At 41.7% G+C, this 23664-nt stretch carries 15 protein-coding genes; 13 read left to right on the forward strand and 2 right to left on the reverse strand.

The window, feature by feature from the left end; translation table 11 throughout:
- Positions 1-28: 28 nt before the first annotated feature.
- The 7 genes from NCWK1_RS20800 to NCWK1_RS20830 all read left to right on the forward strand — a co-directional run bounded on the left by NCWK1_RS20800 (position 29) and on the right by NCWK1_RS20830 (position 9722).
- A complete protein-coding gene (locus tag NCWK1_RS20800; protein ID WP_103126018.1) occupies positions 29-790 on the forward strand; it encodes a DUF928 domain-containing protein in 762 nt (253 codons plus the stop codon).
- Between the two features lie 90 nt (positions 791-880).
- Positions 881-3112 carry a CHASE2 domain-containing protein gene (locus NCWK1_RS20805; RefSeq protein ID WP_103126019.1) on the forward strand — a complete coding sequence of 744 codons (2232 nt, stop codon included), beginning with the start codon at positions 881-883 and terminating at the stop codon, positions 3110-3112.
- 70 nt (positions 3113-3182) lie between these two features.
- Entirely contained in the window at positions 3183-4586 is a 1404-nt protein-coding gene (locus NCWK1_RS20810) for a folate/biopterin family MFS transporter (RefSeq protein ID WP_103126020.1), read from the forward strand.
- 39 nt (positions 4587-4625) lie between these two features.
- Complete coding sequence (locus tag NCWK1_RS20815; protein ID WP_103126021.1) at positions 4626-6131, forward strand: carotenoid oxygenase family protein; 1506 nt, start codon at positions 4626-4628, stop codon at positions 6129-6131.
- A 179-nt stretch (positions 6132-6310) separates the two neighbouring features.
- Positions 6311-7600, forward strand: a complete 1290-nt coding sequence (locus tag NCWK1_RS20820) for a Glu/Leu/Phe/Val family dehydrogenase (protein ID WP_103126022.1) — start codon at positions 6311-6313, stop codon at positions 7598-7600.
- A 199-nt stretch (positions 7601-7799) separates the two neighbouring features.
- Complete coding sequence (gene serS / locus NCWK1_RS20825) at positions 7800-9080, forward strand: serine--tRNA ligase (RefSeq protein WP_103126023.1); 1281 nt, start codon at positions 7800-7802, stop codon at positions 9078-9080.
- Between the two features lie 123 nt (positions 9081-9203).
- On the forward strand, positions 9204-9722 hold the full coding sequence (locus tag NCWK1_RS20830) for a hypothetical protein (RefSeq protein ID WP_103126024.1): 519 nt from the start codon (positions 9204-9206) through the stop codon (positions 9720-9722).
- Between the two features lie 266 nt (positions 9723-9988).
- Here the strand turns inward: NCWK1_RS20830 and NCWK1_RS20835 are convergent, their stop codons facing one another.
- Positions 9989-11287, reverse strand: coding sequence for an FAD-dependent oxidoreductase (locus NCWK1_RS20835; RefSeq protein ID WP_103126025.1), 1299 nt, complete (start codon positions 11285-11287; stop codon positions 9989-9991).
- A 12-nt stretch (positions 11288-11299) separates the two neighbouring features.
- Positions 11300-13846 carry a primosomal protein N' gene (gene priA, locus NCWK1_RS20840; RefSeq protein WP_103126026.1) on the reverse strand — a complete coding sequence of 849 codons (2547 nt, stop codon included), beginning with the start codon at positions 13844-13846 and terminating at the stop codon, positions 11300-11302.
- Between the two features lie 784 nt (positions 13847-14630).
- Between priA and NCWK1_RS20845 the strand changes: the two genes are divergently transcribed.
- The 6 genes from NCWK1_RS20845 to petJ all read left to right on the forward strand — a co-directional run bounded on the left by NCWK1_RS20845 (position 14631) and on the right by petJ (position 23611).
- Positions 14631-15800, forward strand: coding sequence for an RpoD/SigA family RNA polymerase sigma factor (locus tag NCWK1_RS20845; RefSeq protein WP_096578922.1), 1170 nt, complete (start codon positions 14631-14633; stop codon positions 15798-15800).
- 1044 nt (positions 15801-16844) lie between these two features.
- Entirely contained in the window at positions 16845-19202 is a 2358-nt protein-coding gene (locus NCWK1_RS20855) for a family 2 encapsulin nanocompartment cargo protein terpene cyclase (protein ID WP_222838803.1), read from the forward strand.
- A gap of 68 nt (positions 19203-19270) precedes the next feature.
- Positions 19271-20680 carry a family 2B encapsulin nanocompartment shell protein gene (locus NCWK1_RS20860; protein WP_103126027.1) on the forward strand — a complete coding sequence of 470 codons (1410 nt, stop codon included), beginning with the start codon at positions 19271-19273 and terminating at the stop codon, positions 20678-20680.
- A 104-nt stretch (positions 20681-20784) separates the two neighbouring features.
- Positions 20785-22194: a family 2B encapsulin nanocompartment shell protein gene (locus NCWK1_RS20865; protein ID WP_103126028.1), complete on the forward strand. Its 1410-nt coding sequence runs from the start codon at positions 20785-20787 to the stop codon at positions 22192-22194.
- Between the two features lie 41 nt (positions 22195-22235).
- On the forward strand, positions 22236-22718 hold the full coding sequence (locus tag NCWK1_RS20870) for a GNAT family N-acetyltransferase (protein ID WP_103126029.1): 483 nt from the start codon (positions 22236-22238) through the stop codon (positions 22716-22718).
- A gap of 557 nt (positions 22719-23275) precedes the next feature.
- Positions 23276-23611, forward strand: a complete 336-nt coding sequence (gene petJ / locus NCWK1_RS20875; RefSeq protein WP_103126030.1) for a cytochrome c6 PetJ — start codon at positions 23276-23278, stop codon at positions 23609-23611.
- Positions 23612-23664 lie beyond the last annotated feature (53 nt).

The following is a 23664-nucleotide window of genomic DNA, read 5'->3' on the forward strand; positions in this document are numbered from 1 at the left end:
AATCTCAAACCAAGGCACTATCATCAATATGAAATGGATTAAGTCATCTGTACATTTTGCAGTCTTTTCAATACTGTGCTTAGATGTTCTGCCAATTTCTAGTCTCACAGTACAGGTCAAAGCTGAATCTTTATCGAAAGCAAAAGCATGGGAAGTTAGCCAAGCATTTAAGCCACCAAAACGAGGAGATCCACCTCCAAGCGCAGGCGGTTCCACTCGTGGTTCTGCTTGTTTGAAAGGTAATAAAAAAATAGTTCCTTTTCTACCTCCAAATAAATTAGGTTTAACATTAGCTGAACGTCCAACATTTTTCTGGTTTGTTCCCCAATCTTCAGTCAAAACAGCCAAGTTTATTCTCTTAACTGATAAAGATGAGAACTCTGTTTATGAAACAACGTTAACACTACCAAACAAACCTGGAATTATTAGTTTTACACTCCCTAATACTGCCCCAGAACTGACAGTTGGTAAAACTTACCATTGGTATTTGACGGTTGTTTGTAACTCTCAAGATTCCAGTACAAATCCTTGGGTAGATGGTTGGGTAGAACGAACTGAAGCAGAAGCTTCATTGTCAGCCGCATTGGCTAAGGCGCAACCTCGGAAGTTACCTAGTATTTATGCAGATGCTGGGATTTGGTATGAAGCACTAGCTACTTCAGCACAATTACGCCGCACTGATCCGAAAAATTGGCGAGTCAGAATGGATTGGTGGACATTATTGAAATCAGTCAAGTTAACTGCACTGGCCTCTGAGCAATTTATTGATTGTTGTACAAGTGAAAAATGAGTAGCAAATAGAATTAAAAATACAAAAGGCAAAAGTAAAAACATTAACATCTTTTGCCTTTTTATTTTTTATTTTTTACTTTGAAAATTTATGATGTGGTCAAAACTTAAGTCGCAAATTTGGCAATGGCGGGGTGTTTTATTTGCTGTTCCTAGCGTGACAGCCTTAGTAATTGGATTGCGGTTAATGGGATGGTTGCAACTGTTGGAATTAGTTACATTAGATCATTTTTTTCAGATGCGTCCATCAGAACCAGTTGATAGCCGCATTGTAATAGTTGAAATTAATGAAGCAGATATTCGCCAGCAAACGCAGTGGCCGATGACCGATGCAGCTTTGGCTAGTGTATTAGAGCAAATTAAGCAACAAAAACCAAGGGCGATCGGTTTAGATATTTATCGTGATTTACCTGTTAATCCTGGGCATCAAGCTTTAGTTAAAGTCTTGGCTTCTACGCCTAACATTATTGGAGTACAGAAAGTCTCTGATACTATTGATAGTTCTGCTGTGAATGCGTCTCCAGTATTGAAGCAACGCCATCAAATTGGCTCAAATGATTTGCCTATAGATGGGGATGGCAGAATTAGAAGAGGATTACTCTACGTTAATTTAAAAAATGACGAAGTTCTCGAAAGCTTTGCTTTGAAATTGGCTTTACTGTATTTAAAATCAGAAGGGATTACAGAGAAACCATCAGCAAATAACCCTAATTATTTACAGTTAGGTAAAGGTATTTTTCCAATTTTTGAAGCTAATGATGGCGGCTATGTCAACGCTAACGCTGGTAGTTATCAAATATTGATCAATTACCGAGGACGAATACAACAGTTTACAAAAATCTCTTTGAAAAAACTCCAAGAAAATCGCATCCCGCCAGACTTGATGCGCGACAAGGTGGTACTAATTGGGGCAACTGCGGAAAGTTTAAAAGATTTATTTTATACGCCTTATACTAGTTTCTTTGCTGGCTCCGAACGTATGGCTGGTGTAACTATTCATGCAAATTTGGTTAGTCAAATTTTGAGTGCAGCTATAGATAATCGTCAACAGATCCACAGTTTACCTGACTATTTAGAATATCTGTGGATTTTGAGTTGGTCGATCGCCGGCGCAACTTTATGCTGGATACAACGCCACAGCATTCATCAAAAAATCCGCTTGCCGATTAATGTGGTGTTAACGAGTGGTACTTTAGTTGGCAGTAGTTTTGTCGCTTTTTTAGCTGGTTGGTGGATTCCAGTTGTCCCGTCATTTTTGGCTTTAGCAGGTTCAGCGATCGCAGTTACCCAATACATTGCGGAAAGCGCGACAGGTATGCGGAAAACTTTTGGCCGCTATCTCACAGATGAGGTAGTTGCTAATTTACTTGAAAATCCTGCTGGCTTAAAAATCGGTGGCGATCGCCGCAAAGTCACGCTGCTATTTTCTGATTTACGTGGTTTCTCGGCGATGTCGGAACAATTGTCACCAGAACAAGTTGTGACAATTCTTAATTTTTACCTAGGAACGATGACTGAGGTAATTAATCAGTACAAAGGTACGATTAATGAGTTTATGGGTGACGGTATCTTTGTCATCTTCGGTGCGCCGATTCATCGTCCTGATGATTCCGAGAGAGCGATCGCTTGTGCTGTGGCCATGCAATTAGCGATGCAGCAAGTTAATGAACACAATAAAAAAATGAATCTTCCTATCCTGGAAATGGGAATCGGAATTAATACAGGTGAGGTGGTTGCGGGTAATATTGGTTCCCAAAAACGCGCTCAATATACAGTGATTGGTAGCCATGTTAACTTGGCTTCCCGTGTAGAAACTTATACAGTCGGTGGACAAGTGTTAATTTCGGAAAATACCCTCCAAGATGCTCATATCAAACTGCATATTGGCAGTCAAATGCAAATCCAGCCGAAAGGCATCAGAGAACCGATTACTATTTACGAAATTTGCGGCGTTGGTGGTCAATATAACTTGTTCTTACCTAATGATGATGTCGGAATGGTGACACTCAATCAACCGATTTTAATAGAGTATACAGTTTTACAGGGTAAACAAGCAGTTGGCACAGTCTTTCAGGGTGAATTGATTAGCCTTTCAGAAAAAGTTGCCCAAATGCGATCGCTAAATTCCTTAGAAATTTTAAACAACCTCAAACTGAAATTACTAGATACCGAACTCACCACCGAAGAAGATATTTACGCTAAGGTGATGAAAAAATCTGATGTTGACGAACATATTGTGACAATTCGCTTTACATCTGTACCACCAAAGGCGATCGCCATTTTGGAGTCAATAGTCAATAGTCAAAAGTTTCATAATTCATAATTCATAATTCAGACTTCAGACTTTCTCGATATTATAGAAAAGTAGACAAAACTTAAAAAATATTCATCAAATGCTCATTGACTCCTCTGGCTTGTCCAAGGTCAAAGACTCAGTAAAAGAAAAAATCTTCTTCGGCCATGAACCCAGTGCCGAGTTAATTGCTATTCTGAGCGTCTACTTTGTCCAAGGGATTTTAGGACTGGCGCGTTTAGCGGTTAGCTTTTTCTTAAAAGATGAATTATTGCTGAGTCCGGCTGAGGTATCGGCAATGTTGGGAGTTGTCGCCATACCTTGGATGATTAAGCCATTATTTGGCTTTATGTCCGATGGCTTACCCATTTTTGGTTATCGTCGCCGTCCCTACCTGATATTGTCAGGGATACTTGGAGCTATTGCTTGGGTGAGTATGGCCACAATAGTTCATAGTAGCTGGGCAGCAACAATGGCGATCGCCCTCAGTTCTCTAGCTATAGCTGTCAGCGATGTCATCGTTGATTCCCTAGTCGTAGAACGAGCCAGAGTAGAATCTCAAGCCGATGCAGGTTCACTACAATCTCTCTGCTGGGGTGCAACTGCATTTGGAGGTTTAGTCACAGCATACTTTAGCGGGATGCTGCTGGAGCATTTTACTACCCGCACAATATTTTTAATTACCGCCACCTTTCCCCTCATTGTTTCGGGAGTCGCTTGGTTAATTGCTGAGTCTCCTGTTAATAAAGATACTAACGATACTAATAACGCTAACTCCCTGAGTATTAAGCATCAACTCACCCAGCTACGCCAAGCAGTCAGCCAAAAAACAATATGGCTACCAGCCGCCTTCGTCTTCATTTTGCAAGCTACCCCAACTGCTGAATCTGCCTTTTTCTACTTCAGCACCAACGAACTCCACTTTGAACCAGAATTTTTAGGGCGAGTCCGCCTAGTAACCAGTCTCGCCTCTTTATGTGGCATTTGGATTTTTCAACGTTTTTTGAAAAGCGTGCCATTCCGCGTCATTTTTGGCTGGAGTACTGTTATTTCCGCAGTGTTAGGCATGACAATGCTGCTTTTGGTAACTCACACTAACCGTACTTTGGGTATAGATGACCGCTGGTTCAGTTTAGGCGACAGCCTCATCCTCACCGTCATGGGACAAATCGCCTATATGCCAGTATTGGTATTAGCCGCTAGACTTTGCCCCCCTGGAGTAGAAGCAACTTTATTCGCCTTATTAATGTCAGTCTTCAATTTAGCAGGTATGGTTTCTTATGAAGTTGGAGCCATTATCATGCACTGGCTAGGAATCACCGAGAGTAACTTTGACTCACTGTGGATTTTGGTAATTATCACGAACCTCAGCACCTTATTACCCCTAGCATTTCTCCAATGGCTACCAAAAGACGACACGCAAACCGAAGCATTACCAACTCACAGCGAACCATTCATCCAAAATTTAATACTCCAAGAACAAGAATCACAAGTTGTTGAATAAAAATCTCTTTGCGTCTTTGCGCGACATCAATCCTAGACTATGCAGAATTTAACAAACCAACAGACATCAACCATTAATAAATCCTACAGTTCTGAAGATTGGCAGGGAGCCTATCAATCTATCACCCAAGAATATGACTATTGGATTGATGACATAGAAGGACAAATCCCGCCTGAACTGCAAGGTACCCTCTTGAGAAATGGCCCTGGACTGTTGGATGTGAATGGACAACGCATTCATCACCCCATTGATGGCGATGGAATGATTAGCCGCATCACCTTTACTGATGGTCGCGCTCATTTCCGCAATCGTTTTGTTCAGACTGAAGACTATTTAGCGGAACAAAAAGCGGGAAAAATTCTTTATCGCGGTGCTTTTGGCACTCAAAAGCCCGGCGGCTGGTTAGCTAATATCTTCGATTTAAAAATCAAAAATCCTGCTAACACCAGCGTTATTTATTGGGGAGAAAAACTTTTAGCACTGTGGGAAGGGAAAGAACCTTATCTTCTTGACCCCTACACACTAGAAACCTTGGGGAAAGAATATTTTCACGGTTTTTTGTCAGAGGGTCAACCTTTTAGCGCCCATCCCCGAATTGACCCCAGTAGCTATCAAGATGGCGGCGCACCTTGTCTGGTGAATTTTTCCAGCAACCCAGGATTATCTACCAAAATTAGTATTTTTGAACTTGACCAAACAGGTAAGGCTCTCAGAAATCAGGACTACATTATTCCTGGTTTCTGCTTTATCCACGATTTTGTCATTACCCCTAATTACTACATCTTCTTTCAAAATCCTGTCACCTTTAATCCCATATTGTTCAGCTTGGGAATCAGCAGTGCAGCAGAAAGTATCAAGTTTCAGCCCAACAAGCCTACTCGCATTTTAGTAATTCCCCGCAATCCCGAAAAAGGACAACAAAATATCCAAATTTTAGAAACTCAGGCGGGCTTTATTTTCCATCATGCAAATGCTTTTGAGGTGGGAAATGAAGTGTTTATTGATACGATTTGCTATGATAACTTTCCTGAACTAGAGCCTGCAAGCGATTTTCGCCAGATTGATTTTGATCAGTTTCCATCGGGTAATATTTGGCGGTTTCACCTGAATCTCGATCATCAAACGGTGCAACGGAAATTGATCACACAAAAAAGTTGTGAGTTTCCTAGCGTCAATCCCAACCAAGTTGGACGTTATTATCGGTATTTATATGTAGCTGCGGCTCATGCAGAGACGGGAAATGCTCCAGCACAAGCCATTCTCAAACTTGATTTAGAAACGGGAGAACAACAACTTTGGAGCGACGCACCCCGTGGTTTTGTAGGTGAGCCAATTTTTGTTCCACGCCCTGGTGCTGAAAAAGAAGACGATGGCTGGATACTAACTTTAGTTTACGATGCAGCCTATCACCGTTCAGATGTGGTGATTTTAGATGCCAGTAATTTAGCCAAAGGTGCGATCGCCCGCCTACACCTAAAACATCATATCCCTTATGGATTTCATGGTAATTTCACTTCCGAGATATTTTGTCCAATTGATCCCTAATGTATAGATATTGATTTTTCACTGTTTATCAACCACAGTTGAGATGAACTGTGGTTTTTTTAAATAAAATACAAAATTGTAACAAAAACTACAGAAATTAATTATTTTTTGAGCATAGAGGATAAGCTAGGCATATATGTATCCGGTTCGCAAAGATACCGCGATTAGGAGAAACTTTTATGATTGCCACACCAACAATGCCGCTGGAAGCTGCTACCCCAGCCCATATATGCCCTTTTGATCAAGCTTGTAGCTACTTAGAAGCTGCGGCCAAAGAATTAAGGTTAGACCAAGGTGTATTGGAAATTCTCAGCCACCCGCGCAAGGTGGTGACAGTTTCCATTCCCGTGAAGTTAGATAATGGTGAAATACGCGTATTAGCCGGACATCGGGTACAACACTCGGATATTTTAGGCCCCTACAAAGGCGGAATTCGTTATCATCCGGCGGTCACACTGCGAGAAGTTTCCGCACTGGCAATGTTGATGACTTGGAAATGTGCGTTGTTGGGTATTCCTTATGGTGGTGCAAAGGGAGGGATTGCGATCGCCCCGGAAAATTATAGTGTGGGAGAATTAGAACGCATTACCCGTCGTTACACCAGCGAATTAATTAAAGATATCGGCCCTTCCGTAGACATCCCTGCGCCAGATATGGGTACTTCTGCCCGTGAAATGGCTTGGATGATGGATACTTATTCAGTCAATATGGGTCATGCTGTACCAGGAGTTGTGACTGGTAAACCGCTTTCCGTTGGTGGTTCTCTCGGTAGGGAAAAGGCTACTGGACGCGGGACGATGATTATTGTGCGGGAAGCATTGGCAGACCAAGGCAGAACTTTAGCAGGAATACGAGTTGTTATTCAAGGGTTTGGTAATGTTGGTGGTGCAGCAGCCGAATTACTATACGAAGCGGGAGCGAAAATCATAGCTGTTTCCACAGCCACAGGTGGGGTATATGCTGCTGATGGGTTGGATATTCCAGCATTAAAAGCTTACGCCGCCGAAAATCATCACAATCTGCTTAATTTCCCCCACACTAGAGCCATTAGCAATGCTGAATTACTCACTTTGCCTTGCGATGTCTTGATTCCGGCTGCTTTAGAAAACCAAATTACGGCAGAGAATGTTGATCAAGTACAAGCGCAAATTATTGCTGAAGCCGCTAACGGCCCTATAACCTTGGAAGCCAACAGAGTGCTTGAAGCGCGGGGTGTAACTGTGCTACCAGATATTTTGGCGAATGCTGGGGGTGTAGTGGTGAGTTATCTAGAATGGGTGCAAGGTTTATCTTACCTATTCTGGGATGAAGAACGGGTCAACCGCGAAATGGAACATTTGATGGTGCAAGCTTACCGTCAAGTTATTCAGCAGTCTCAAATGCGGCAAGTACCCCTGCGGTTAGCAGCGTATACCTTGGGTGTAGGAAGAGTAGCACAGGCATTAAGCGATCGCGGTCTTTATCCTTGATAATCTGACAAAGTAGAGATGTTGCCATGCAACGTCTCTACAAAATCTATTTTTAGTTGAATCGGCAACCCACAACTGTGCAAATTTGCTTTTTGACAGATTTTTCCAGTTTCAGCCAGCCAAAAATCATATATGCTGAATTTTTGTATGTTAACTGTATTGATCAAGAAGATTCTAGGCTAAAAACTGAGAAAAATCTGTGCTGGATATCAAGCAAATACGGGAAAATCCGCAATTAGTACAAGAACGGTTGAACAGTCGTAGCGGTAATTATGACATTCAGCCGATATTAGGGTTAGACAAGCAACAACGAGAATTGGAAGTGAACCGCAGTCAACTCCAAGCTCGGAGTAACGAAATTGGTAAACTTGTTGGGCAGAAGATGAAATCTGGTGTTAATCCCCAAGACCCAGAAATTCAAGCTTTGCGTGATGAAGGTAACTCCATTAAAGCTCAGTTGAGTGAACTGGAACCAAAAGAAAAAGAATTGAAGGCTGAAATTACCCAGCTTGTACTAGCTTTACCCAACTTACCGAGTGACTCCACACCTGTAGGTAAAGGTGAGGAAGAGAATGTAGAAGTACGACGTTGGGGTGATGAGTACTTACCCCAGAACTCTAATATTCTACCGCACTGGGAAATTGGGGAAAAACTAGGTATTCTCAATTTTGAGCGTGCTGTCAAAATTGCCCAAAGTCGCTTTGTCAACTTAATTGGGTCTGGTGCAGCGTTAGAAAGAGCATTAATTAACTTTATGCTGACAACGCAAACCGCAGCAGGCTATGTAGAAGTTAGTCCACCCTTATTAGTAAATACTGATTCTTTAACAGGAACAGGTCAATTACCAAAGTTTGCCGAAGAAAGTTTTAAGTGTGCCGATGATGAATTGTGGTTGATTCCTACAGCCGAAGTTCCTGTTACCAATCTTTACCGTGGGGAAATTTTAGCAGCGGAAGATTTACCTATTTACCACTGTGCTTATACTCCTTGTTTCCGGCGAGAAGCTGGCAGTTATGGGCGAGATATGCGCGGTTTAATTCGTCTGCATCAATTTAATAAAGTTGAATTGGTGAAAATTGTAAATCCTAGTTCTTCTTTTGATGAATTAGAAAAATTAGTAGGAAATGCTGAAGCAATTTTACAGGCTTTAAAATTGCCTTACCGTGTGATTAATCTCTGTACTGGTGATTTAGGTTTTGGGGCAACTAAAACTTATGATTTAGAAGTATGGCTACCATCTTCTGGCAAGTATCGAGAAATTTCTAGTTGTTCTAATTGTTTTGATTTCCAAGCGCGACGGGCTGATATTCGCTTTAAGGAAGCTGGTAAAAAAGGCACACAATTTGTCCATACCCTCAACGGTTCTGGGTTGGCTGTGGGAAGAACAATGGCAGCAATTTTAGAAAATTATCAACAACCAGATGGGACTATTTTGATACCGGAGGTTTTGCAACCTTTCTTAGGGCGTGAGGTGTTGTAATTAAAAATTGGTGAATAAGTAGAGACGTTTTAATTAGCGTCTCTACAATTTTTTATGAATTTGTAGAAAAATAAAATATAGATTGTATAGATTGCCGTATTACTCGGTTAATTGTGATTACAAATGTATAAAAATTGGCAAGTTAAACGTTGGGTTACTCCAATTGCTGATTTAAGTTCATTGGTGATGGTTTCGTTGATTGATGATGGAATGCTTAATATCACGATTGAAGCACCTCTATTATCCAATCGACCTCGTTGGCGTTTCACCTTTGATAAATATCCTGCTTATCGTAATATTCTTGAAGAGTATCGTCTGGGTTTATGGAAGCATCTAGATGAATCCCATCAACGCTGTGGTAATACATTTATTGTTAAAAACTCACCTTGGATTGCTTCATTTCAATCCCAAGAACCATTTTTGGAACTTTATAATCCACATTTAATACACTATGTAATTTCAACAGAGGATGATGTTATCGAGATTTTAGCACCTTCTGTAGAAGTGACCTATTTAGGCAATACTGACCTATATGAACCAAAAGCTGGTAAATCAATAGTCTTCTATAATCCAACTGATCGAGAACAAATAGAAAAAGCATTTCAAGAAATTGTTGAAAGCCAGAAAAATAGTAAAGAGTAGAATATTGAATTTTGCGTAGTGTGTTATGTAGAAATGCCGATTGAGGAGTGCGATTGGGAGTTAGTGTAGTGAGTTAACTTATACAACAGGATTTACGCAAAAGTATGAATAAACGAACCGAAAAGGGCGCATAGACGCGATAGCGGCTACTCTTCGAGAACGCCTAAAGGCGAACCCGCAGGGTAGAACACGAAGTTATTAATAGTTTGAGAGAGTTCTTGCGTAAGTCTTCTACAAAATCCAGTATGAATTCTGACTCTTTAATTCTATTTTGATAAAATCTCTTGATTTGATTTTTTAACTTTAGCTATCCAATTTTGATATAAATTGAAAATTTCCAAGTAAGAAAGTTTGCCTTCAGCAACAAGTTCAAATAATGAAGGTAAGAAGAATTTAGGGAATATTCGAGACAAATATTTACTTAGACTATTCCTGAATAACAACTCAAAAAATAACTTTTTCGAGACAGGAAAAGCATAATCACTTAATTCTACTACCGCCATGCCATCTGCTTGACGTTGAAGCGTAAACTGTTCCACCGCAACAGCTAAATTATCAGAATATTTATCCAAAATTTGATTAAAAATAGTTGCGTCTTCTAACGCTGCATTGCAGCCTTGACCGAGAGAGGGGGATACTCCATGCGCCGCATCTCCAATTAACAGCACGCTATCGCCTTGATGGTAGCGGTTACAGCGTACTGTTAGCACTCTGGATACAGGTCTATTGGCAAAATCTTCGGCTTCTGATTCTGGGAGTATCTGCCCAATTTCTGGAAAATTATGGCGAAAATAGCTCAACACTTCTTGCTTATTAGCTAGTTCAGGAATTGTTTTATCTTTGTGAGGAAACAGTACAACCCCACTCCAGCTACTGTCTGTCTGATACACCAATAAAACGGTTGTACCGTTATCTAACCGCCAAGAGTGGACTTTGCCTTTTTGCCAGTTGATGCCTAATTTGGGATCTAAGGGTGGTAAAAAAATAGATTTGTAGTCGTTTACAACATAATTTTGTTTACACTGAAAGTTCTCTGTTTTGAGAAAACTTTCTCTGACTACTGAACGCGCCCCATCTGCCCCAATTAATAAGTCATAATCAACGGTGATTTCTGCTTCAGAATCAAGTTTTTTAAACTTTACTTGCTTGGCGGCAAAATCTACTTGTGTACATTGATGGTTAAAGTGAAGATTGACTTGATTGCCGCCTTTGATAGTTAACTGTTCTAATAATTTAATCACCAAGCTGGTGCGGTCAAGGCTCAACTGTGAGTATTTTCTACTAAATACCCGTGTTTTACCATTCTTTTGGTGCAGCACTGCTCCGTTGGTCTCTAAGCTGACGGCTTTAACTGCTTCCTCCAGTCCTTCAATTTGCCGTAAAGCATTTATTCCCCTTTGACTAAGAACGATAGAAAAGGTGCGAGATTTGGAGAATGGAACTGTTTCCGGATCACTGCGAAAATCAAAAATATCGATATGATATTTTTCCTGACGGTGTAGCAAGTAGTGAGCGAGTAGAACTCCGCTAGGGCCAGCACCAACGATCGCTACTTTTTTCACCATAATTCAACAACCTCATAATATATTCACTGGGTCAACATCTATAGTCAAGCTAACGCGATCGCCGCATAAGTCTCTGATTTCTTCCCAATTGGGTAACTGGGGTAATTCATCAGGACTAAATTTCAACAAGATTTGCCACCGATAACGGTTCGCTACCCGCATTACACCCGCAGGTGCTGGGCCAAGGATTTCAAATCCTGCATTACTACCCAAGTGTGTAGCAATGATTTGGGCGATATTCTGCACTTGTAGAGGATCAAGGCTGCTGAGACGCAATAAAATTAACCTGCCGTAAGGAGGATAATCTAGGTCTTGGCGTTGTTCTAATTCGGCTTGGCAAAAAGATTCATAATCATGGGTGCGGACTGCTTCGATTACCTGATGTTCTGGGGTGTAAGTTTGCACTATCACTCTCCCCGCATCATCGCCTCTCCCGGCGCGTCCGGCTACTTGGGTGAGGGTTTGAAATGCTCGTTCACTGGCGCGATAGTCTGATAAATGCAGCAGTCCATCAGCAGCAACAACACCCACTAGTGTTACTTGGGGTAAGTCTAAACCTTTGGTAAGCATTTGCGTCCCGACTAATAAATCGGCTTCACCGTTAGCAAACTGAGTCAGTAAGGTGCGGTGTGCGCCTTTGTTACGGGTGGTATCACTATCAAAGCGGATGCAACGCAATTGGGGAAACTCTTTGGCTAATTCCTGGGTAATGCGTTGCGTTCCGCTACCAAAGAATTTTAAGTAAGGCGAACTGCAATCGGGGCAGAATTTGGGATGCGATCGCACATAATTACAATAATGACATTGCAATAATTGGGGCGCTCCCTCTTCTGTATGGTGATAGGCTAAGGACACATCACAGTGCGGACATTCCATCACATAGCCACAATTACGACAAGACACAAAGGTACTATGTCCCCGGCGATGAATAAATAAAATTCCCTGTTGTTTTTTTTCTTGCAGTTGTCCTAAAGCTGCTTGCAAACTGCGACTAAAAATTGACCGATTCCCCTGCTGTAATTCCAGCCGCATATCTACTACCTCAACCGGCGGTAATGGGCGCGAGTTGATGCGTTCTGGTAGTGATAAGTAGTGAGTGCTTGCTGAGTGCTGAGTCGAAGAATTTTCCTCTACCTCCTGCCTCCTGCCTCCTGCCCCCTGCCTCCTCACACTCACCCAACTCTCCAGCGACGGAGTAGCCGAACCTAAAACTAGAGGACAATTTTCTAACTCAGCCCGCCATTGGGCGACGGTGCGGGCGTGGTAGGTGGGGATGGGAGAATCTTGTTTAAAACTGCTGTCGTGTTCTTCGTCTAAGATAATTAAACCGAGATTGGGTAAGGGGGCGAAAATTGCACTACGTGTGCCGATGACAACTTGAGGTTCGCCTGTGAGCATTTGTCGCCAGGTGTCGTAACGTTCGCCTTCGGAAAGGGCGCTGTGATAAACGGCGACTTTGTTACCAAAACGAGCGCGAAACCTATCGGTGAGTTGGGGTGTGAGTCCAATTTCTGGGACTAAGACTAAAGCTGATTTGCCTTGATGCAGTAGTGGAGCGATCGCTTGTAAATATACTTCTGTCTTGCCGGAACCTGTGATTCCATGTAACAAGACTTGAGCAAATCCATTGATACTATTGATAGTTGCTAAGGCGTTAGCTTGGGCAGCATTTAAGGTTTTTGGCTGATCTTGGGGTAATGTCGGACTTTGTTCTGCCCGTAAAATTTCCCGTTCTTCAATGACGATGTAGCCTTTTTGTGCCAAGGTTTTGAGGATGGAAGAACTGGCGCTACAAATTTGTAGTAGTTCGCTATGCCATAATTCCCCACCGCGACGGCGCAAGACTTCGATAATTTCTCGTTGACGCTGAGTTAAATCGCGATCGCTGACATCAATTAGTGTGACAGCTTTTTGTAATTTGGGGCGAGTTAGTCGTGGCGCTTCTAAATAACTTTCTACCAAACCCAAGCGCAACAACTCCCGTACTCCCCGATAGGTGAATTTAACTTTTTGTTGCAAATAGGCAAAGCTGTAATCTCCCGATGGTTGAGTCTGTAAAAGTTGGAGAATTTGTTGTGCAGGGGGACTCAGAAAATTGACAGTTGATAGTTTTGTGGTTGTTTGCTCTTGACTCAGTTGAGTTAATTTGATGCGACGTTGCGATCGCCCTAATAATCCCGGCGGTAAAGCGACGCGAATCACTTGAATCAAGGGCGTATAGTAATATGTCGCCACTCGATTTAATAATTCCCAATAATGGCTGGGAAAAAACCCCACACTTACAACATCTTCTACTTCCCGAATTTTGTCTGCCGCTAAATTAGGCGTTGCTAATAAGCGAATGGCGATCGCTCCTAATTGTTGTGCGCCAAATGGCACAGTTAATATATCCCCTGGTGTTACTTCTAACTGCGGTGGCAATCGGTATGTAAATAATCCTGTAGCTCCTGGGCAGTCTACCAAAACTTCAATGTAGCGATTACCCAAATTTTGGGCTTGGTACGATTCTCCTGGCTCCGCAACTACTAAATTTTGTAAATTTAAGTCATTAATATACATATTTTTTGTTTTTTATTGACAGGAATTTATTATCCCTTCACTTAGCTCTCAAAAATCAAAGTTTTTTCTCTATAAAAGGTAAAATGTATTTCGCACTACTTTTATCCCTAATGATACTTGATAAGTTTCCTGTTATGTAACGTACTAGACAAATCAAACTTAGCTATACGTGCAATAAATATTTGAAGTCCACCCACGATAAAAACACAAATATATCTCTGACTATTTATGAAATCATTTGCCTATTTACGAAATATGGCATAGCCTTTTTCCGCCCATTGATAGATATTCAATTATTGGTGTATATGAGATGCTTTTATACAAATAATTGATTTCAGTTAATTAAATTACTGAAATTTTGACCTTTAGAAAATTTTATGAAATTCTCATAACCCCAAAATCAAGACTTTAAATTTCGCCATTAATTCCTACCCCTAACACTGAAAAACTTTATAAAAATATAGGAAATTTTAAGAAATGGTACTAATTACTTTGTTTCTTTTATATTTTTTAAGGTTGAGGATGGTTGAGGGAGTTTGACAGATTTAGGGATTAATCAAAAAATAAGAAGTATATCTGTTAGAACCTGAGACAATTAATTTTTAGGTGCAATAACCAGTATTGGTGAGAGGGTTCTATCTAGCAGGAACCAAAAAATGACAGCTAGAAAAGAATTTTTGGTTTTGCTAAGTAATTAGTAGAAACTTGTACTTTGCTATAGAGAGGGTGCATTTGTTTCTAAGGGGAAACTACCAAATTGCAAGCGAGTAGCTGTCAAGGAATTATGTACCAAACAAAGCAACCATCCCTAAAGGAAACTATGAATATTGCTGAATTGGGAACAATGGAAATACTGGAAAACGCTGTCGAGACAGAAGAGCAACTACTCGAAAGTTTAGAAATATTGGTAGAAGAAGAATCCCCAATTCCAGAAAATCTCGACTCAGAGGAACGTGATGGGGATGAGATGGCAGCGGCTCGACCTTCAGGATATAACAAAACCGAGCATGATGATGCTGTAGGTGCATTTTTTAAAGAAATGGCACGTTATCCGCTGCTGAAACCAGATGAAGAAGTAGAATTAGCGCGGCGAGTTCGATTTTTAGAAGAAGTCAGAGAAATTCAAGCCGCCTTACAAGAGCAACTGGGACAACAACCAACTAAAGTCCAAGTAGCTGCTCAATTAGATTTAACAGAAAAGCAATTAGAAAGCCGCTTATATCAAGGTCGAGTAGCGAAACGCAAAATGATTCGCTCGAACCTGAGATTAGTTGTATCAATTGCCAAAAGATATTTAAATCGCGGAGTGCCTTTTCTAGATTTAATTCAAGAAGGGGCGATGGGTTTAAATCGCGCTACAGAAAAATTTGATCCCGATAAAGGTTATAAGTTTTCCACTTATGCTTACTGGTGGATTAGACAAGCAATTACCAGAGCGATCGCCAATGATGCTCGTACAATTCGCCTGCCAATTCATATTGTTGAAAAACTTAATAAACTCAAAAAAGCTCAACGCGAACTTAAACAAAAACTTGGTCACAATCCCTCAGAAGCAGAAATGGCCGCTTCTTTGGAAATGACCGTTCAACAATTACGCCAACTACAACAACTACGCCGTCAAGCACTTTCCCTCAACCACCGTGTCGGTAAAGAAGAAGACACCGAATTGATGGATTTATTAGAAGACGAGGACAACCTCTCTCCCGAAGCAAAAATGAATGAAAACATGATGCGCCAGGAGATTTGGGAAGTTTTAGGTGATGTGCTAACTCCACGAGAGAAAGACGTAATATCTTTACGCTATGGACTCACAACCAGTGAACCCTGCACTCTAGAAGAAGTTGGCAATATGTTCAACTTGTCCCGTGAACGAGTACGCCAAATTCAAAGCAAAGCCATGCGAAAATTACGCCGTCCGCACATTGCTAAACGTCTGAAAGGTTGGCTAATTTAAAAGTCAAAAGTCAAAAGTGATAGCTATAGTTATAGTGCTTAAGACATCTATAGATATTAACTCTCCCTGCTTTTAGAAGCAGGGATGCAAATTGATGCTAAAAATTGGGCTAAAGCTGCAAATCTGGTGCTTTTTACGTTATCTTTCTAGAGAAAAAATCTCTGTAGGACAGTCAAAAGTCCCATATAAGTCTTAGCTAAATCTAGATTTATACCAAGTCATCAAAATTTTGATACACATACAAGAACCTTAGGGGCATTCGCTCTTAGTATTTCCGCAGAGTACTTATGTTCGCACTTATACTTGTATTTGTATTATCCATAAAGTGAAATAGTATTAGTACTTATTTCTCTGTGGATTGGTTTTTCTAGATGGAAATTGGGAACGAAGCTTTTTAACTACTCTGGGACTCAATAAGATTTGGTTAACTCACATCATTGCATTGCTGTCTTTGGCAATGACTAAATTACTTATTATGTTTTAAAAAAAATTAATTATTTACTTCCTGATCTACTCAATTATTCTTTTAAAGATCTTAACTGTCTTAACTGTCTTAACTGTCTGTTTAATTATTTTCTTAACTGTCTTAACTATCTCATTCATCATCAATAAAGTTTTTAACTCCTATTGCATTTTATTTATAAAGCTGAGATTATTTGACGGAAAGATATTTATAGCAAGTTTTGGAGATGAAGCAAAAATAATAGTTAAGTAAACCAGAAGATGACCAATTTCTTTGGTAAGTTCGAGTTTATCTGGACAGTAGAACTAGTTTTTCAAAGCAGCAATTCATGGTTGTTTTTGTATACATTTATTCAGGCTATTGCATAATCAAATTTTCCGAACAAGCCACTCAATTGATTTGTTTATATACAGTAATAAGTGGCTGAAATTAAACAGTTTCAATACATTTTAGTGAAAGGAACTTATGGAATTTCTGATTAAAAGGAGAAGCCTCATAGTTATTAAATAGTAACCGCAAATATGAAATTGACAAGATTTCAATCAAAACAATGAGCTTAAACTCATAGGTATAAACGGACAATGACTTCAAAGAAGCAACCTTTTAAGTTGCCAAGTTTTTATGTACCTTGGCCAGCACGGTTGAACCCAAACCTGGAAGCAGCACGGGTACATTCTAAAGCTTGGGCTTATGAAATGGGAATTTTGGGAGGAGCAGAAGGCTCAGAAGATTATGGAATTTGGGATGAGCGCAAGTTTGATGCCCATGACTACGCACTATTGTGTTCCTATACCCATCCAGATGCCGATGAACAGATGCTCAATCTGGTAACTGACTGGTATGTTTGGGTATTTTTCTTCGACGATCACTTCCTTGAGCTTTATAAGCGTACCCAAGATATGGTGGGTGCCAAGAAGTACCTCAATAGACTACCAGCGTTTATGCCTGTGCAGCCCCAAAAAACGCCGCCAGAACCGACCAATGCCGTAGAAAGAGGTTTAGTCGACCTTTGGAATCGCACCATTCCCAATGCCTCCCAAGACTGGGTAATTCGATTTTCGGAAAGTACAATCAATCTTCTGAAAGAATCTCAGTGGGAACTCGCCAATATCAGCCAGGATCGAGTTGCTAACCCCATTGAGTACATTGAGATGCGCCGTAAGGTAGGGGGAGCGCCCTGGTCAGCTAACCTAGTGGAACACGCGGTTGGGGCAGAAATTCCGGCTAGGATAGCACCTACTCGACCAATGCGTGTCCTCAAAGACACTTTTTCTGATGGGGTACATCTGCGAAATGACATCCTCTCTTACCAAAGAGAAGTAGAAGAAGAAGGGGAAAATGCTAACTGTATCTTGGTTTTAGAACGATTCCTTGATGTGAGTACCCAAGAGGCGGCCAATCTCACTAACGACTTACTCACATCTAGAGTGCAACAGTTCGAGGACACCTTTGTCACAGAGCTTCCTTCCTTGTTCGAGGAATATGGTCTGACTCCTGATGAGCGCCTGAAAGTCGTTCTATATGCCAAAGGACTTCAGGACTGGCAATCAGGAGGTCATGAGTGGCACATGCGATCGAGCCGCTACATGAACCAGACATCAGACAAATCTTCCACAGCAAGCTGGTTTTTAGGCGGCCCTATTGGACTAGGCACATCGGCCGCCCGTCTGGGAGACTTACACGATAGTTTGGGACTAAAACGCTTTAAAAGCTTCACCCATGTTTCCTATCAACCTGTAGGGCCAGTCACCCTACCACAGTTTTATATGCCCTTTTCCACCAGTTTGAATACCCATCTAGAAGAGGCTAGGCGGCATTCTAAAGAATGGGCGCGTCAAATGGGGATGCTGGACGTACTGCCAGGAATGCCAGGCATTTTCATCTGGGATGACCACAAATTTGATGTGGCTGACGTAGCCTTATGTGGTGCTTATATTCATCCCAATGGCTCTAGTGCTGAGTTAAATATCACAGCCTGCTGGTTGGTTTGGGGAACTTACGCTGATGACTACTTCCCTGCACTGTATGGCTCTAGCCGCAACATGGCTGGGGCGAAAATCTTCAACTCTCGGTTATCTGCCTTTATGCCTCTTGATGGAGATGCCATTCCCGAAGCCACCAACCCAGTCGAACGGGGTTTAGCGGATATTTGGATGCGGACGGCTGGCCCCATGACCCCTAATGCTCGTCGTCAGTTTCGTCGAGCGATTGAAGATATGACGGAAAGTTGGTTATGGGAATTGGCTAACCAAATCCAAAATCGCATTCCCGACCCGATAGACTATGTGGAAATGCGTCGAAAGACCTTTGGCTCCGATCTAACCATGAGTCTGTCTCGACTTTCTCAAGGAGATGAGATCCCACCAGAAATCTTTCACACTCGAACTATGCAGAATATCGATAATTCGGCAGCTGATTTCGCCTGTCTGACGAACGATATTTTTTCTTATCAAAAAGAAATTGAATTCGAGGGCGAGATTAATAACGGTGTGCTGGCGGTTCAGAATTTCCTTAACTGCGATATCCCCCACGCTGTGGCAATTGTTAACAACCTGATGACCTCTCGTGCCATTCAGTTTGAACATATTGTTGCTACTGAACTCCCTGCCTTGTGTGATGATTTCGGACTAGATACAAATACCCGCAAGAAACTGTACGGATACGTCAAGAAATTAGAACAGTGGATGTGTGGGGTACTCAAATGGCATAGAGCAGTAGACCGCTATCAGGAATTTGAATTGCGGAATAATTCAACCCAAAAGAGGTTACTTCAAGGCCCTACAGGCTTAGGCACTGCGGCGACTCAGATTAGACCAAGTATTGGTCAGCAAACAACTCAAACCAATGTTCAGCTAGTGGTGCATAACTTACTGAGTAGCTCAACAGGGTTAGGGACTTCAGCGACCAAAATCGGAACCCTGTTAGGAAGGAAAGGTTAGTTCAATCTGAGTCTTGATTCCGGTCAATCAAATAGTTTGTCAATAAACACTATCAATGGAGATTCATCATGACTAATACAGCAAATACTCCCTTAGAAAATCAAATTGAGCAATTGCCAATGAGTTTGCAGACCGAAGCGGCGCGTAATTTGGCAACAACCACCAAAACCCAACCCCAGATGCAGGGCATTACCTCACGGTGGCTCTTAAAACTGCTGCCTTGGGTAGAAACAGTGGGTGGTAGCTATCGGGTCAACCGCCGCTTAACCTATACAGTTGGGGATGGACGAGTCAGCTTTACTAATACAGGCGCTCAAATACAGGTTATTCCGCAAGAACTCACTGAGTTACCTTTGTTGCGGGGATTTGAAGATGCCGGGGTATTAAATGCTTTAGCTAGTCAATTTGTGCAACAGGAATTTGCTGCCGGAGATGTGATCATACAGGCAGGTCAAGCAGCTGATCAAGTATTGTTGATTGCTCATGGTAAGGTCAATAAAATTGGCCCAGGCAAATATGACGATCAAGTTGTTTTGGCTGTATTAGCTGATGGCGACCATTTTGGTGACTACGCTTTAGTGGAATCCCAAGATATTTGGGATGTGACTCTCACAGCCATTACCCGTTGTACCATCTTGTCTCTGCCTCAAGCAGCCTTTCAAAACCTAGTTAACCAGTCTGAAGCTTTACAAGCGCAAGTAGATCAATTCCGGGCAAAATTGCGCCAACCCAAAAATCAATACGGGGAAGCCTCGATTGATATTACCTCCGGCCACCTTGCAGAGGCAGTATTACCTGGGACTTTTGCAGATTATGAAATCAATCCACGAGAATATGAGTTAAGTGTTGCTCAAACCATTTTGCAAATCAACACACGGGTTGCTGACCTCTACAACGAACCCATGAATCAGACTGAGGAACAATTGCGGCTCACCATTGAAGCATTACGTGAACGCCAAGAACACGAAATGATTAACAATCGTGACTTCGGACTGTTACACAATGCTGATCTCCAACAACGCATTTTTACCCGCAGTGGCCCTCCAACTCCTGACGATCTTGATGAGTTGATCTCTATTGTTTGGAAAGAACCGAGCTTTTTCTTAGCTCATCCCCGCACTATTGCTGCTTTTGGTCGGGAATGCAACCGCCTAGGACTCTATCCCGATCCTATCCCTATGGGTAATAGTGCAATTCCAGCTTGGCGTGGTATTCCCATCTATCCTTGCAATAAGATTCCCGTTACCAAAGAGCGTACTAGCTCCATTATGTTAATGCGTGTGGGAGCAACTAACCAGGGTGTTATTGGTCTGCATAAAACTGGTATTCCTGATGAATATCAGCCTAGTTTGTCTGTCCGCTTCATGGGTATAAACGAAAAGGCCGTTATTTCTTACTTAGTTAGTGCTTACTACTCTACAGCCGTTCTTGTTCCTGATGCCCTAGGCATTCTTGAAGATGTAGAAGTTGGTCTCTAAGTATTCAAAGATCCTCTCCAAAGTAGGGGCTAACGAAAGTTTGCTCCTACTTTCCAATGCTCTCTTTTATGAATGTCAATTTAGTCGGATGAAACGTTAACTGTATGACAGATGCTTTGATTAGGCCTGATTTAGACCAAGAAAACAGGCAACTCCAGATGAGCTTAAGCACCAAAGGGGCGCGGAATTTAGCCAAAACCACGAAAACCCAGCCCCAGATGCAGGGTATTACTCCTAGGTGGTTGTTACAGATGTTGCCTTGGGTGCAAGTTACGGGTGGGGCCTATCGGGTTAACCGTCGCTTGACATATCCTGTTGGCAATGGACGGGTTAGCTTTAGTAATATAGGGAATCAAGTAAGAGTCATTCCCCAAACACTTTGTGAACTATCTTTACTGCGCGGGTTTGAGGATATTGAGGTACTCAACGCTTTAGCAGACCGCTTTGTGCAACAAGAATTTTCACCTGGTGAAGTAATTGTACAGGAAGGTCAAGCAGCCGATCGCGTGTTATTAATTGCTCATGGTAAAGTTAATCAGCTGAAGGCAGGCAGATATGAGGCGGAAGCTTTACGGGATATTCTAGCTGATGGCGATTGTTTTGGTGGCGAAGCTATAGTTCTATCTCAGGAAACTTGGGAGGTTAGCCTAAAAGCTGTTACCCGCTGCATAGTTTTGTCTTTGCCAGTACAAGCGTTTCGGGAGTTGCTCAACCAGTCTGAAGCTTTGCAGACTCAGGTCGATCGCTTGAGAGCAATATTGAGCAAACCCCAGGATAGGTATCATCAAGCGGCGATCGCTATGTCTGCGGGTCACAGTCCGGAAACTGAGTTGCCCACAACATTTGCTGATTACGACTTGAATCCACGGGAGTATGAGTTAAGCGTCGCGCAAACCATTTTACGGGTGAATACGCGAGTTGCTGACCTCTACAATGAACCGATGAACCAGACAGAGCAGCAATTACGGTTGACTATTGAAGCGTTGCGGGAACGGCAAGAATACGAAATGCTGAATAACCCTAATTTCGGGTTGTTGCACAATGCTGATCTCAAGCAACGCATTTATACCCGCACCGGGCCACCAACTCCAGATGATTTTGATGAATTGCTGTCTCGACGGCGCAAATCCCATTTTTTCCTAGCTCATCCTCGTGCGATCGCTGCTTTTGGCCGGGAGTGTAACCGTCGTGGAATCTATTCCCCCAGCAGAGAGGTAAATGGCAAGATTGTACCTGCTTGGCGCAACTATCCGATTTTTCCTTCTAACAAAATTCCGATCACCAAGGAGGGTACTAGCTCTATTTTGGTATTCCGTGTCGGAGAAGAAAACCAAGGGGTAGTAGGTCTACACAAAACGGGTATCCCTGATGAATACCAACCCAGTTTATCTGTGCGGTTTTTGGGTATCAACGAGAAAGCGATTATTTCTTATCTTGTCACTGCCTACTACTCCACTGCCATTCTCATACCCGATGCACTTGGTATCCTAGAAAATGTCGAAATTGGCTGCTAATAATTAACAGCAGGGTAAACTTTAGCAACCGTATTGAACTAATGACCGATTTAATTTTGCGTTTTGCTGAACCTGCTGATAGCAACGTACTATTTCAATTAATTAAACAGTTGGCGGAGTATGAGAAATTATCTCATGCCGTCACAGGAGATGTTGCGGCACTCCAAGAGCATCTATTTGGTTCGCCAAAATATATCGAGGCTATCTTGGCAGAATACCAAGGACAGGCTGTAGGCTTTGCCTTATTCTTTCACAACTATTCTACTTTTCTTACCAAGCCAGGAATTTATCTGGAAGACTTGTTTGTTTTACCAGATTATCGCCGTCAAGGTATTGGTAAAGCGTTGTTAACTAAACTCGCGCAAATTGCTGTAAAGCGAAATTGTGGACGCTTAGAGTGGAGTGTCTTAGATTGGAACGAGCCAGCCCAAGCATTCTACCGTAGTATGGGAGCCAGCATTTTAGATGATTGGCGAATTTGTCGCGTCACAGGAGAAAACCTGACAATTTTAGCAGCAAAGTAATAAAAAATAGGCTAGTACAACAAGGCAAAAGTCAAAAGGAAAAAGAAAGAATAGTGATACCACAAGCCTTTTAGCAATTCCAAATGGTCTGTTTATTTCCGCCGACCTATGCTGTGGCAATCCTATTTGATTTATGAACGTTGAGAGGCTCAGATCCCCGACTTCTTAAAGAAGTCGGGGATCTTTAGTTTACAAATAATTTAGGACTGCTATAGTGGCGTGACAAGGCTAAAAAGGGTATGAAATTAGAACAAATTAACCGCCGATGAACGCGGATAAAACTAATTTATATTGCAACATTTAAGGCTTAACACGCCATTACTAGTTTTTTTCATTTCATACTTTAATATTCAGCTACCAATTACATACTGATTGTGAGTATAGCAAGAGTGCGATCGCCGATTCTGATATGAGCTTTTCTTAACTCATTAGATATGGCTATTCAAAATTATTACAGCGAAGTTTGACAGCCTGTCTTTTGACGCAGGTAATTTAATCAACTGACAATTGTGAATGATATCGTCCGCAATTAAAGTTGGTTTCAGAGAGAACACTCCATGAAAAAAATCATTTCAGTTATGCTGTTAGGCATTGCTATTTTCACATTTGCCTTCAGCAGCCCAGCATTAGCAGCAGATACCGCCAATGGAGCTAAAGTATTTAGTGCTAATTGTGCTTCTTGTCACGCAGGTGGTAAAAATTTAGTTAATGCTCAAAAGACCTTGAAAAAAGAAGATTTAGAAAAGTATGGCATGAACTCAGCAGAGGCCATTATTGCTCAAGTAACAAATGGTAAAAATGCTATGCCTGCTTTTAAAGGCCGTCTAAAACCTGACCAAATTGAAGATGTAGCTGCTTACGTACTAGAACAAGCAGACAAATCTTGGAAGTAGAGTTAGTATAGATCTCTACAAACTGCGGGGCTAATTGTCCCGCCGATTTTATT

This window comes from Nostoc cycadae WK-1, from assembly GCF_002897135.1.
Classification (GTDB): Bacteria; Cyanobacteriota; Cyanobacteriia; order Cyanobacteriales; family Nostocaceae; genus Nostoc_B.